Source organism: Paenibacillus sp. FSL H7-0940 (assembly GCF_037979415.1).
GTDB lineage: Bacteria > Bacillota > Bacilli > Paenibacillales > Paenibacillaceae > Paenibacillus > Paenibacillus amylolyticus.
This window is the reverse complement of sequence record NZ_CP150280.1, coordinates 1,912,919-1,927,233: the sequence shown is the minus strand read 5'-3', so window position 1 is coordinate 1,927,233 and position 14,315 is coordinate 1,912,919. Positions and strand designations below refer to the sequence as shown.

Below are 14,315 nucleotides of genomic sequence, written 5' to 3'. Positions count from 1 at the left end.
GTTCCAGTTTCAAGCTTGTTGAGCTTCCTTAGTCTGCTTAAGAATGTCACAATAGCTGTCATATGAAAACATAATGAGTTTGTTTTGCCATCCTCAAAAATTTAGCTTTACTACCTTAATATACGTCGAAGGAGCCTTACATCATGGATAAACAACAATTGTCCAAAGATATTCTCAAACTGGTTGGTGGGGAAGAGAATATCGATCAAGTTACGCACTGTATGACTCGACTCAGATTCAATCTAAACGATAACAATCTAGCAGACAGAACGACGTTAAAAAACACACCTGGCGTTATGGGTGTAACGGAAAACGGTGGACAGTTTCAGGTGATTATTGGCAGTGAAGTTTCCGAAGTGTACAAAGCACTAGTGAACAATATGAGCATGAAGCCTAACGCAGAGAGTGCTCCAAAAGGCGGAAAGAAACAAAGGAATCCGATCAGCGCATTATTTGATTTCATATCGGGCATGTTCACGCCAATCCTGCCAGCAATTGCTGGCGCAGGTATGATCAAAGGGATCGTGTCCATTCTGGTGGCTCTTGGTTGGATGACGAATACAAGTTCAACCTATATCATTTTGTCTGCGGTTGGCGATGGCGCATTCTACTTCCTGCCCATTATTCTGGCCATTAGTGCTGCGAAGAAAATGGGGAGCAATGTTTATGTAGGTGCTGCACTAGCGGCTGGTCTCATGCATCCAACCATTACAGCGTTGCTTCAAGAGGGTAATACTTCGTTTGCAGGCATTACGGTTATTGCCACATCCTATGCATCATCGGTTATTCCCATCGTCATTGCAATCTGGATCGCTGCTTACGTGGAGAGAGCGATTGACCGCATCACTCATTCTTCACTGAAACTGATTGTTGTACCAACTGTTACGTTACTCATCATGGTACCACTAACCTTGATCGCGATCGGGCCACTGGGTGGCATTATTGGAAACGGGTTATCTGGGGGTATCAGATGGTTATTTGATAACGCATCCATTTTGGCAAGTATCTTGATTGGTGGCACAATGTCTGTGCTGATTATTACAGGCATGCATTATGCACTGTTGCCGCTTGCAGTTGGTTCGATTGCAACACTTGGTTACGATTTTATTGTTCCGTTAATGTTCGCAGCTAATATGGCCCAGGGTGGTGCTGCATTTGGTGTGGGCTTCAAGTCTAAAAACACCCAAACCAAATCACTTTCATATTCTACAGGACTGACCGCTCTTATGGGAATTACGGAGCCTGCCATGTACGGAATTAACATGAAATTCAAAAAACCATTTATTGCAGCGCTCATTGGGGGCGCAGTCGCTGGGGCGTTTCTGGGAACCTTTTCTGTTAAAGCCTATTTCATTAGCACTGTAGGTCTTCCAGGAGCTGCCTCATATGTCGGTCCAGACATTAGCAACCTGCTCTTTGCACTGATTGCTGCTTTCATTGCATTCGTTGTAGCTAGCGTAATTACTTATTTTCTGGGCTTCCAGGAAGAGGTACCTGCACCATCAGCAACGTCTGCAACTATACCTGTAGTAGCTGAAGACACTAAATTACAGGATGAACAAATATTCAGCCCTATGAGTGGGGAAGTTAAGCCACTTAGCCTGGTTCCTGATCCTGCTTTTTCAGAAGAAATGATGGGTAAAGGATTTGCCATTCAACCTTCAGAAGGACGTGCAGTTTCCCCAGTTAACGGCACAGTATTCTCTGTTTCTAAGAGTGGTCACGCTATTGGTCTCGTAAGTGATCTTGGGGCAGAGATGCTGATTCACATCGGGATTGATACGGTAAAGCTGAAAGGCCAATTTTTCTCGCCCAAGATTCAGGCAGGAGCAAAAGTATCCGTAGGTGATCTATTGATGGAATTTGACCGTGAAGAGATCGAAAAAGCGGGTTACAATATGATTACTCCGGTCATTATTACGAACATGGTTCAATATACCGATGTCCAATCGGCTGGGCGTACCACAATTAATGAAAAAGAATTGATGTACACAGTCAAAGCCTAATTTGATGTTATTAATAGCGGCAGTGATTCCAAGTTATTTCTGGAACGCTGCCGTTTTTGTTATGGTGCTACATAGTAAAACCAAAAAAATTGTTCTTTCTACATAATATTAAAAAACACTGCGTTACTTTTGAGTAACAAATGTGATCTCATGTTAATTCAAACTAAAATGCCAAAATGTATATATTTATTTAAATAATAAAAGTAACATAAGTTTTGCAAAACAAAATTTATTACAGACGGATAAGTAGGATTACTCTGAATATGGAGAAATCTCTTACGGAGTTAACACTGAAAGGTGGAACACACAAATGAGTCTAACCATTCGATTAGCGGATGTTTTAATGTGGGAAGATCTTTAGCTACTAATTCAATAGAAGGGTCTTATATAGAAAATGGTTTTGTCCCAGATGAGTGAATGTAGAATATTTATTTTAGTGAATAGTTAATTAATCTATTTTTCTAGAAATACAGAATAAGAAGGTGCAATTGTTGAAAAATATGTGGAAAATATATTTATTAGCTGTAATTAGTTTTCTTAATGGCGCATCAGAATATGTTATTGCCGGGATCCTAGACAAAATTGCTGAATCTAGCAACATTTCAGTTTCTTCTGCTGGACAGCTAATTACAGTGTTCTCTATAGCATTTGGCGTAGGTACTCCTTTTTTAATTGCTTTCACATCTAAATTAGATCGAAAAAAACTCTTAGTTTATGCATTAACTGTATTCTCTGTTATTAACATTTTAATTGCAACGATAACAGGATATGAGATGCTTATCGTAGCTAGAATTATTTCAGCACTTAGTGCCGGTGTTATTCAGGTTACGCTCCTTACTCTTGCTGCGGTTTTGGCTGCTCCAGGAAAGCAAGGCAGTTCAATTGCTACTGTTATTATGGGAAATAGTACGGCATTAGTTATCGGTGTACCCATAGGCAGGGTTGTAGCTTCCCATTATGATTGGAACATCATATTTATTGGTCTTGGGGTAATAGGACTTATTCTCTTATTCCTAGCGCTGCTGATCATACCCAAAGTAGTTGCTGAGGAAGTTGTTCCTTTGCGTGATCAGTTTAAATTCATCATGCAACCGCGTATCGCAGCAGCGTTACTGATTACGTTCGTGTGGTTAGGCTCATATTCCATTTTATTTACGTACATTTCACCGTATCTCCTTGATATATTTAGTATGAGTGATCAAGGTGTAACGGTAGCCCTGTTTATATTTGGTATCGCTAGTGCTATTGGTTCCAAAATAGGAGGACTCAGTACAGATAAATGGGGTACATTCCGTACCCTAGCTGGTGGAATGATACTCCACGCCACTGCATTACTGTTGTTCCCGTTTATAGGCCAATCCATATTTCTTCTATATATATTACTTATTTTCTGGGCAATAGCAGCCTGGTCCTCAGGTACGCCGATCCAATTTCAGCTTATAAGTCTCGCTCCCGCTGCTTCAGGCATTGTACTTAGTTTGCATAGCGCGATTGGACAAGTTGGAATGGCTGCCGGAGCTGGTATCGGGGGTATTGCTGTCAACCACAGTTTGTTGAACTACATCCCATGGATCGGTGCGCTTGCCCTTGTGATTGGCATCGTAACAACGCTGCTTGATAACTCCCTATCTAAAAGAAAACAAACGAAACAATCTTTGCAATAAATAAACACTTGTATCATCTTCGTTTGATACGATGTACAAAACCTCTATAGCAATAAGAAAGCAGCTGACCCAAGTGATCAGCTGCTTTCTTTGTTTTATAATTCATAACTCATTAACCCAATGATAGTAGGTCCAACTGCACCAAAGTTTGATGTGATGGGATTAAGTTCGCAGCGAATGAAGCCGTAGACACGATCTCGTCAAGCTTATCGACGGTTTCCGCATACATTTTATGTACCGATTGAGGCGAGTACTAACCTCCAAGCCTTGTTACACCACAACTAACAATTCTCAAATTTGCATCTTTCATCTGATAATAGGAAAGTATTTATTTCATCGTATAGCAAAGTAAATCAACTGGAAGAGAATTATGTCGAGTTATTAGAAGAATTTTTTATTTGGTCGATATGAACAACAATCCTTAGCGGCAAATTTTCCATCAGTTATTGAAAATTATTTTAGGAAATATCTTAAAGGAGAAATTTTTTTGTTAAACTAAGGAGTAGGTTAGTGTAATTTCCCGTTTTAGATAACGTTATAATATAAACAGTGTCCTAGACATGAATAAAATAAATGGAGGGGTAGGATTGAACAAGTATGTGTTACATATAGTTGCAAGTATAGTTTGCATATTGTTACCTGCTGTTGGTCTCTTATATGTTTTGTGGGATAGCCACCAACCCAAAATAGGACCTGTAGGAGACGGAAAACCAAATTATCCTTCAATATCTCAATGGATATCTATTAGCTCTTCTTTTATTCTTGGAGTAGTTAATTTACCTCTTTCCATAATTCGATATAAACAAAAGGCTAAAGAAGATATTAAAAGTTAATGCTTATTACGCTAACGGGCAGGATAGATGAATTTTGTGAATATACGCCAGGTATGCGAACGATAAAAATATAAACTTTTAAGATTAAAGACATGCTACAGTCTTCAGAATCGCAGAATTCGTCAAAGGAAGTACGATCGCAGAAAAAAGAGGTCGAACCCGTCCGAATTTTATGGCTATCAGCCCTTCGATGGTGAAGTGCCTTCATGTACAAGATACGATCATAATCCATTAAACCGGAAGGAATATCTCTTACATGTCTTGAATCACGATAAATCTGAATTAAAGCTGGAGGCGAATGAGATGCTGGAATTAGAGTTTACGACTATAGAGGAGTGGGATGAAGCATTGTGGGCGCGGATGGAGCGAATCTATCATGAGGCTTTTCAAAGCGGCGCTAAGACAAAAGCGATTCTGCGCAGTATGCTGGACCGAAGGAATGGTTATTTACACACGGGCGTGCATCATGGAGAAGTGGTTGCGATGGCTGTTACTGGACTGGAGGGGAAGGTTGCGGACCGCATCCTGATCATCGATTACCTCGCGGTTGAACAGAAGTTGCGTGGGTGGGGCATAGGGACCTGGATGCTAGAGCAACTCAGAGCCTGGGCCTTAAGGGAACACCGGATCAAAGGTATGATTATCGAGGCGGAGTTCGGGACAACGGAGGCTCATCAGGAACGCATTCAGTTCTGGCAACGCAACGGGTTCATCCTAACCTCCTATGTCCATCAATATAGAATGGTGCCAGAGCCATATCAGGCAATGATGCTGCCACTGGATACAAGTACGCATGTGCCTGATGATGGTGAAGCACTGTTTCGTTATATCAATGCTTTTCACAAGGTTGCTTACCGGAAGAGTTAGACCGCATTCAATGGACCTGCAGGAAAATACCGTAGAGATTAGTATGTAAAATGATCTGTTCTTGACTGCATGGTCAATAACTGATACATTAATCCCATGAGCAGACCAAGAGAATTTGATGTCGATCGTGTATTACACCAGTCTATGGAAGTGTTCTGGAATCAAGGTTTCAAAGCAACTTCTTATGAGGACCTTACGCGTACTACAGGAGTCAAAAAGCAAAGTTTGTACTGTGTTTTTAAAGACAAGCGATCGTTGTTCCTGAAGGCGCTGGCACTTTACCGTGAACAGGTTATAGCGAAACTGAAAGAGATTGAAGCCCTGGATTCGTCTCCCGTTGATAAACTGGATACCTTACGATATTCCCTTTTAGACGATGAAACTAGCTGCCAAGGGTGTCTAATTGTGAATGCATCACTCGAATTCGGAACAGATGACGAGCAGGTCACACGAGAAGCTGAGCTCATGGCAGAAGAGATTCAACTGGTGTTAGAGAAGATCATAAGTAGTGGCCAGAAACAACAGTTAATTTCCAACCGGTATACGAGTATAGAGCTTGCATCTTATCTAAACAACACCATTCTTGGTGTGAGAGTTATGGAGAAATCAGGTTCATCCCGTGAACAGATCGAGACGGTTCTGCGTACTTCATTTGGCATGATCATGTCTTGATCTTTTTTTTGTGGAATTCTTGACTACGAAGTCAAAAATAATTGAAGGCGGATTAATACACCACGAAACCTTGAAGGAGGTGGGGCTTTTCGATAAAAATCGTGTATTGATTCATTTGGAAATAACGTCTAGCTGTTAACCAGGCTGATTGCTGTTTAACATCTCCTAGGTCAATTTATATAAAATGAAATATGTGGAGGTTATTATGAATTATTCTCAATCCGTAGAAGCATTGTTCCAACCTATAGAGTTAGGTCACTTGAAGTTATCCAATCGGATCGTGATGGCGCCGATGACGCGTCAATTTTCTCCGGACGGTATCCCGGGTTCGAATGTTGCGGGCTATTACCGCCGCAGAGCAGAGAACGCAGTGGGGCTTATTGTGACAGAAGGGACAATAATTAATCATCCGGATGCATCCAATCAAGCCAATGTGCCGCACTTTTATGGCGAAGCTGCAATGAATGGTTGGGCACATGTTGTATCTGAAGTACATGAAGCTGGCGGTCGAATTATTCCACAGATCTGGCATATGGGAGCCAAAGGTCATGTTAATGATTATTCGGAAGCTGAGATCGCTACAATCGTTCAGGAATTCGCACAAGCAGCCTCAGAAGCGAAACGCGTTGGGTTCGATGGTGTTGAAATCCATGGAGCACACGGCTATCTGATCGACCAATTCCTGTATGAGAAAACCAACTCTCGTACGGATCGTTACGGTGGAGATATGTTGGCTCGCACACGTTTTGCAGTTGAAGTGATTGAGGCTTGCCGTAAAGTAGTGGGACCGGAATTCACGATTGTACTGCGTTTATCTCAGTGGAAGACAGATGATTATCAGGCTAAATTGGCTGAAACACCGGAATTACTGGAGCAGCTTCTCGCACCGTTGGTTCAAGCTGGAGTCGATATCTTCCACTGTTCCACACGTCGTTTCTGGGAGCCGGAATTCGAAGGGTCTGATCTGAATTTTGCTGGATGGACCAAAAAACTGACTGGTAAACCGACAATCACTGTTGGATCGATTGGTCTTGATGGTGACTTTACAAGTCTGTTCACAGAAGGTAAAGGCGCAAGTAACGCCAGTATCGAAGGATTGGTACAACGACTTCAGAATGATGAGTTTGATCTGGTTGCTGTAGGCCGTGCTCTTCTGGTCGACCCTGAATGGGTTAAGAAAATTCAAGAAGGACGTACCGATGATCTGGTTCCATTCACAAGAGAGGCGATGACTGTACTTACTTAATTATAGTTATAATCATTAGGAATATGTATTAATCAAACACACCTTCAAGAGAATGAAACCTTGTTGTAAGATAGGGAGATCATCTTGGAGGTGTGTTTGTAATGGCAACCAGAGGAGTTATCCGGTGGAATTAAAGATGAAAGACATAGAGATGAGACTGGCAGAGGATGCAAAAGAAACATCGGAATAAGGTCCTCAACTTCATTATTGCTGGTTCCTTCATTTCTACATCATCACTCAACAACACCACTGCTTGGGGGGAGCCCTCCCTCCGAAAGATCAACGCTGCTCTTCACTGAGTTCCCAATTCAAGTGGCGATCTATTCATTAGTGCTAAGTGACAACAACTGTTTTAGATTGTCATCAATAAATTGATTATCGGCACTGTTGATTCCACGACCGGCAAAATGGCCCCAGATCGATTGGATTGGTTTCAAGACAGCATTAGGTATACGCTTAGCTTCGTATTCATTATCAGCCGCAGTGCAGAAGAGATCCGTGCTTCCCGGCATGATACAGGCATAAGCTTTTATGCTCTGAAGTGCTTTATCAAAGTCTCCGTTATAGGAGGGGTTTGCACTGATATCTGCATGTTGGCCTGTCCATAACATGGCCAGAACATTATGCGGATCCATATTCATAAAGCTATTTTCCCAGACACCAGCTACAAAATCCTCCAATGTGTCAAATCCCATCTCACGGTATAGCTCTTCTCTATAAAACGCATGTGATAGTCCCCATCCCGCATACACCCGACCAACGGCACGCATGTCTGTAGAACTTAGTTGGTTTAATTTACTTGAGTCGAAGCCGACTGCGGATAGCAGTGAAGCTTTCACGCCTTCCAGGACCACAAATGTGTGAGGCCAAGGTTTGGCGATGCCTCCGAAAGGTGCAATTCGTTCAACCATCTCCGGGTAACTTGCCCCCCATTGAAATGCCTGAATGCCGCCCATCGACCACCCGACGACGAGAGCAATCTTTTCAATACCGAATTTTTCGGTCAGCAGTTGTTGCTGGAATCGAACGTTGTCATAGATGGTTACCTGTGGAAAGTTAGCCCGATCGAATGGAGGAGGCGTGTTACTGGGAGAGGAAGAGAGCCCATTGCCCAGCAAATTGGGAACGATAATAAAATATTTCTCTGGATCCAGTGCCATCCCGCTGCCAATGAGCCATTCATTCTGAATATGCTGATCTCCAAAAGCCGTTGGATAGACAATAACATTGTCTTTCTGTTCATTTAATTTTCCGTAAGTTTGATAAGCGAGATAAGCGTTTGGTAACGTCACTCCTGATTGTAAGAGTACATCACCCAAATTAAAAATTTCATAATCCATCGTATAATTGCTCCCTTCAAAATGAAAAACCACAGGTTCACTGTGATCTCTTGTACTCAGTATAGAGCTGTGATACTCTCAATAAAAGTGAATAGAATTCATAATAGTATTCAATAAAATTGAAAGATGAAGGGGGAATCATCGGATGGAATTGCGTCAACTGAATACGTTTTGTACGGTTGCAAAAACATTGAATTTCACGCGGGCAGCAGAAGTGCTGAGCTACGTTCCTTCCAACGTCACGATGCAAATTAAAGCATTGGAAGATGAGCTAGGTGTTCGCCTCTTTGATCGGTTGGGCAAGCAACTCGCGCTCACAACTGCGGGTAAACGCTTTTTAACACACGCCCAAGGCGTTCTTGAAAAAATGGACGAGGCTCGTAGTGCTGTCCATGATAATGAAAAACTAAGTGGTACCTTAACGATAAGTGCGAATGAGGTTATTTGCTCCTATCGGCTTCCAGCTGTCTTCCAACGGTTTCGTTCGCAGCATCCGGGAGTTCGCCTAATTTTCCGCTCAGTTCCGAATCAAGAACTCAAGCAAACGCTCTTTGAGGGAACCACGGATATTGTTTATATGTTGGATGAACCCATTCGCTCGAGTGGACTTTCCGTGGAACCTTTGCTGGAAGAACATTTCCGATTGTTAGCTGCTCCAGATCACCCACTCGCCAAACGAACTGTGCTGCAATTGGAAGATTTTCATGATGAAGTGTTCCTGACAAATGAGAAGGGTTGTCCCTATCGAACGATGTTTGATCGGTCATTTGAGAAAGAGGGCATTGATAACATTACATATTTAGAGTTTCAAAGTGCTGAAGCCATTAAACAATGTGCAATTTCAGGAATCGGTATTGCCTTTCTTCCTGAGATCGTCGCGGAATCTGAAGTTGAACGCGGAGAACTTGTTGTCCTCCCTTGGCAAATTCCGGACTTGCAGGTATATACACAGATGTTGTGGCATAAAGACAAGTGGCTTTCACCAATGATGTTATCTTTTATAGAAGCAACCAGGGTAGTGTTTGGTTCACAGAGTGAGAATAAAACAGGATAACTTATGTACGAGACATCAAACTGTTGAGCACAGTAAAATGCTGTTGAAAGTGAGGAGACATTATTTATGATTCCATTAGTATATGACCAGATTAACCATTGGGGAAAAGACGATGAATTTTTCCTTTCATTATTAAAGAGATTACAAGTAGAATCTATAGCTGACCTGGGCTGTGGAACAGGAAGATGGACTACTCATCTTGTTCAGTGCGGTTATAAAATTACCGCTATAGATCCCAATGAAGAAGCGATGGAAATAGCGAGAAGTAAAGATAATTCTGAAAGTGTGGAATGGATTATAGGTGATAGTGCGGATTTACAAACCAATACCTATGATGCGGTAATTATGACAGCGAATGTTGCACAGGTATTTCTTACAGATGATAGTTGGAAGCGAGTAATCTCAGACGTATTCCGATCCCTAAAAATCGGGGGTCACTTTATTTTTGATACAAGAAACCCTTTGGTAAAAGTATGGGAAGAATGGGAGAAGGACAAAACTCCTGACTTAGCTAAAGATAGACTAAGCGGAGATCCTTTAGAAATTTATACAGAATATGAAGGGTTTGAGGGAGATATTTACACTTTCTATGAAATAGTAAAAAATACTAAAACAGACAAAGTGTTAGTTCATGAAAAAATGCAGCTGAGGTTTCGAAATCAAGAAGAATTCAATGAGTCGCTGAAACAAATCGGTTTTTCAAAAATTAAAACATATGGGGATTGGGAATTCAAACAAGCAAATTCTGAGAATAGATCGTTTATTTTTCATTGTGTAAAATAGCAGTTAGTAAAAAAATGTCGAGGGACCAGAACAGATTGAACACAGTTCTTATTCCTAAATAACTACAAACATTGTTTCATTCAAATCCATTCAATGAAATTTGTTCATATATGATGAACTGGAGTATGATGGGGGAAGGCGATGCTGATAATTACCATATAATCAATGCCAAGTATAGAGTGTAATTTGATATCGGTCTAAAGCTTTTGGACCCGGCTATACAACACCATACTTCCTTGAAGGGGGACATCTGTTTTGGATGAGCAGTTTCTAGATTTATTGGCCGAGAAATATGATACGGAAGAAAAAATTATAACAGAGATCATCAACCTTGAAGCGATCTCCAATCTCCCGAAGGGAACCGAGCATTTTGTCAGTGATTTGCATGGAGAGTTTCAGGCTTTTCAGCATGTACTACGAAACGGTTCGGGTACCGTCAAAGAGAAAATCAAAGAATTATTCCGGGAGGTTTGGACGGACCAAGAAATCAATGATTTTGCGGCGTTGGTTTATTACCCGGAAGAAAAAATACAGCTGGTTATAGGGGAACTGAGCAATAAACAGGCTTTGAACCAGTGGTATAGACTAACAATTGAACACATGCTTAAGCTTATTTCTTATGCCTCTTCCAAGTATACACGCTCAAAATTGCGTAAAGCTCTGCCGGAGCAATATGTATATATTGTCGAAGAGCTTCTATACAAGACGGATTCGACCAACAATAAGGATCCTTATTACGAGGAAATATATCGGCAAATTATATCCTTGGGCCAGGCGGACAATCTCATTATCGGCCTTGCTTATACGACACAGCGCCTGGTGGTTGACCATCTTCATGTGGTTGGAGATATCTATGACCGGGGGCCGTACCCCGATAAAATTATGGATACGCTGATCAACTACCATTCTGTAGACATACAGTGGGGGAACCATGATGTCCTCTGGATCGGAGCCTACGCAGGTTCTCTGGTCTGCCTTGCGAATATTATTCGGATCTGCGCCAGATACGATAATCTGGACATCATTGAAGATGTATACGGAATCAATCTGCGCCCACTGCTAAACCTGGCGGAGAAATATTACGAAGACAATCCGTCCTTCAGACCTAAGTTACAGGCTGGACATAATGTATCGGAGCAGGAAATTCTGCAGATCACCAAAATTCACCAAGCCATTGCCATGATTCAGTTTAAACTTGAAAGCCCGATTATCAAGAGACGCCCATACTTTAATATGTCTGAAAGACTTTTGCTGGAGCAGATTGATTACGACAACAATGAAATCAACATCTGCGGTAAAACGTACCACCTGGAAAACACCTGTTTCGCAACCGTAAATCCGCAGAAGCCCGAACAATTGCTTGAGGAAGAACGCCAGGTGATGGAAAAGCTGTTGTTTTCCGTTCAGCATTCCGAAAAGATGGCCAGACATATGAATTTTCTCATGAAAAAGGGCAGCCTTTATTTAAAATACAACGGGAATTTGTTAATCCACGGCTGTATTCCTTTGGATGAAGAAGGAAATATGGAAGAAATGCAGATTGAAGACAAGACATATGCGGGCCGTCAATTGCTTGATGTTTTTGAAGATTATTTACGTTACGCCTTTGCGCATCCGGAAGAGACAGAAGATCTGGCGACGGATATGGTATGGTACATCTGGACAGGAGAATGTTCCTCGCTCTTTGGAAAGAGAGAAATGACCACTTTTGAACGGTATTTTATCCAAGATAAAGAAGCACATAAAGAGAGAAAGAATCCTTACTACCATTTACGTGAAAATGAAGATATCTGTCGAATAATCTTGCAGGAGTTTGATTTGAATCCAGATCATGGACATGTCATTAATGGGCACACGCCAGTCAAAGAAATTAGTGGAGAGAGCCCTGTTAAAGCAAACGGAAAAATGATCGTGATTGACGGCGGTTTTTCCAAAGCCTATCAATCCACAACGGGCATTGCCGGATATACCTTGTTGTACAATTCCTTTGGCATGCAGCTCGTCGCCCACAAGAAATTTAATTCAAAAGAAGATGTGTTATGTAACGGAACGGACGTGTTATCTCTAAAAAGATTGGTGGACAAAGAACTGGCGCGGAAGCTGGTGAGGGAAACCAATGTCGGAGAAAAGCTGTTGCAGAAAATTTCAAATTTGAAGGATCTATTAGACTATCGCTACATGAAATGAAACGATTGCTAAAAGTACACATTCGGATCAACCGTTTGAGTGCAATATGACATAGACGCTCGTATTGGGCAGGGAAGTAATAATCTCCTGTCTGTACGAGCCTTTCTTTTTTCACAGTGCGATTTAACAACAAACTTTATGACTTAACAGTTGAACTAACGGCGGATTTTCAATTGGTGGAGGGGAGAAAGATATGGACTACAATTCACGGAAGGAAGCGGTTTTTGAGACGAAACGGTTCCGTAACTGTACCATAGCGGCAGGTCGCCGTCATACCGTTGCTCTTAAATCTGACGGAACAGTAATAGCTGTGGGTGATAATAAATATGGTCAATGTAAGGTAAGCGATTGGTGCCATATCGTCGCAGTTGCAGCGGGTAATGTTCATATGGCTACGAACATCGGTAATGCACATACCGTTGGTCTTAAATCTGATGGTACGGTAACTGCTATAGGTTGGAATAAGCATGACCAATGCAATGTAAGCGAATGGCGCGATATTGTAACCGTTTCGGCAGGTTGGTGCCGTACGGTTGGGGTTAAATCAGATGGCACCGTGGTTGCAGTGGGGCGAAATAATGAAGGCGAATGCAACGTGAGCAGCTGGCGCGATATTGTATCGGTCACGACGGGTGACTGGCATACAGTTGGTCTAAAATCAGACGGAACGGCAACAGCAGTTGGTAACAATAAATATAACCAATGTAGCGTAAACGACTGGGGCGACATATTGGCTGTTTCGGCGGGGTATCTTCATACGGTTGGGCTTAAATCGGATGGTACGGTAGTGGCTGTGGGAAGAAATAATGAAGATGAATGCGACGTAAGCGGATGGCGCGATATTGTAGCAGTTGCAGCGGGGAGTTATCATACTGTTGGTCTTAAGTCCGACGCTACAATGGTTGCTGTGGGTTCGAATAAACATAACCAATGTGATGTACGTGGCTGGCACGGAATTAGAGCTGTTTCGGCGGGGTGTGCCCATACGATTGGACTGAAATCGGATGGTACGATGGTTGCTGTGGGTGATAATGATTATGGACAATGTGATGTAAGCGGATGGAGTAACATTCAACCATAAATAAAGGAATTTTATATCGAGGGACAAGATCATGGTCCCATTGAAGTCGCTATTTTAGCGGCTTTTTTGTTTTATCGGTACAAGCTTTATTCCCAAGTCAAGGACAAGAACATGGTCCGATTACCAATCAGCGTATAAATAATCGATTCTTCTCTCCATGAATTCATTGATCTAACGAGAGAGATAGTCCATATAGGGTAGGGGGGTATAAAAATATGTTGACTAATATAGGGTAGGGGGGTATTGTATTGTACAAGAGCTTGATGAGACCTGAAAAACTGGCCTCGAGAGTTTAGCCCATCGTTTAGGTCAAACTAAACCAAAAAATCACCCACAAGAAGGGACGAAATAAGATGAAAAACATTGTTTTGAATGTACAAGGTATGAGCTGCCAACATTGTGTAAACTCCATCGAAGGTGCTCTGAAAGAAATTGGAGTGAGTGGCAAGGTGAACCTCAGTGATGATTCGGTTGAAGCGACGTATGATGAAAATCAAGTCTCCTTGGAGCAAATTAAAGAAGTTATTGAAGAGCAAGGCTACGAAGTAGCGTAAGTAATGGACGATGAGGGGAGTGAGTTAT

Annotated in this window: 12 protein-coding genes; 11 read left to right on the top strand and 1 reads right to left on the bottom strand. The window is 41.9% G+C overall.

All coding sequences use genetic code 11. From position 1 onward, the window contains the following. The first annotated feature begins 143 nt into the window (after nt 1–143). From MHB71_RS08590 to MHB71_RS08565, 6 genes are all read left to right on the top strand, one after another. Nucleotides 144–2,006, top strand: coding sequence for a beta-glucoside-specific PTS transporter subunit IIABC (locus MHB71_RS08590; protein WP_340029310.1), 1,863 nt, complete (start codon nt 144–146; stop codon nt 2,004–2,006). Between the two features lie 500 nt (nt 2,007–2,506). Then, a complete protein-coding gene (locus tag MHB71_RS08585) occupies nt 2,507–3,670 on the top strand; it encodes an MFS transporter (RefSeq protein WP_340030143.1) in 1,164 nt (387 codons plus the stop codon). A gap of 587 nt (nt 3,671–4,257) precedes the next feature. Continuing rightward, a complete protein-coding gene (locus MHB71_RS08580; RefSeq protein WP_340029309.1) occupies nt 4,258–4,503 on the top strand; it encodes a hypothetical protein in 246 nt (81 codons plus the stop codon). Nucleotides 4,504–4,806: 303 nt separating this feature from the next. After that, entirely contained in the window at nt 4,807–5,370 is a 564-nt protein-coding gene (locus tag MHB71_RS08575; RefSeq protein WP_340029308.1) for a GNAT family N-acetyltransferase, read from the top strand. Between the two features lie 96 nt (nt 5,371–5,466). Beyond that, a complete protein-coding gene (locus MHB71_RS08570; RefSeq protein WP_253508804.1) occupies nt 5,467–6,042 on the top strand; it encodes a TetR/AcrR family transcriptional regulator in 576 nt (191 codons plus the stop codon). A 205-nt stretch (nt 6,043–6,247) separates the two neighbouring features. Beyond that, complete coding sequence (locus MHB71_RS08565; RefSeq protein WP_179087849.1) at nt 6,248–7,288, top strand: NADH:flavin oxidoreductase; 1,041 nt, start codon at nt 6,248–6,250, stop codon at nt 7,286–7,288. Between the two features lie 320 nt (nt 7,289–7,608). Here MHB71_RS08565 and MHB71_RS08560 read toward each other — a convergent pair whose 3' ends face one another. Continuing rightward, nucleotides 7,609–8,628, bottom strand: coding sequence for an alpha/beta fold hydrolase (locus MHB71_RS08560; protein WP_036613928.1), 1,020 nt, complete (start codon nt 8,626–8,628; stop codon nt 7,609–7,611). A 145-nt stretch (nt 8,629–8,773) separates the two neighbouring features. Between MHB71_RS08560 and MHB71_RS08555 the strand changes: the two genes are divergently transcribed. The 5 genes from MHB71_RS08555 (at nt 8,774) to MHB71_RS08535 (ending at nt 14,287) form a co-directional block, all read left to right on the top strand. After that, nucleotides 8,774–9,682, top strand: a complete 909-nt coding sequence (locus MHB71_RS08555) for a LysR family transcriptional regulator (protein ID WP_036613927.1) — start codon at nt 8,774–8,776, stop codon at nt 9,680–9,682. Nucleotides 9,683–9,748: 66 nt separating this feature from the next. After that, a complete protein-coding gene (locus MHB71_RS08550) occupies nt 9,749–10,465 on the top strand; it encodes a class I SAM-dependent methyltransferase (RefSeq protein ID WP_036613926.1) in 717 nt (238 codons plus the stop codon). Nucleotides 10,466–10,720: 255 nt separating this feature from the next. Then, complete coding sequence (locus MHB71_RS08545; protein WP_076317751.1) at nt 10,721–12,652, top strand: fructose-1,6-bisphosphatase; 1,932 nt, start codon at nt 10,721–10,723, stop codon at nt 12,650–12,652. A gap of 193 nt (nt 12,653–12,845) precedes the next feature. Continuing rightward, complete coding sequence (locus MHB71_RS08540; RefSeq protein WP_340029307.1) at nt 12,846–13,733, top strand: chromosome condensation regulator; 888 nt, start codon at nt 12,846–12,848, stop codon at nt 13,731–13,733. Nucleotides 13,734–14,086: 353 nt separating this feature from the next. Then, the gene (locus MHB71_RS08535) at nt 14,087–14,287 is read left to right on the top strand and encodes a cation transporter (RefSeq protein WP_047843207.1); all 201 of its coding nucleotides are present in this window, start codon (nt 14,087–14,089) and stop codon (nt 14,285–14,287) included. The last annotated feature ends 28 nt before the right edge of the window (nt 14,288–14,315 follow it).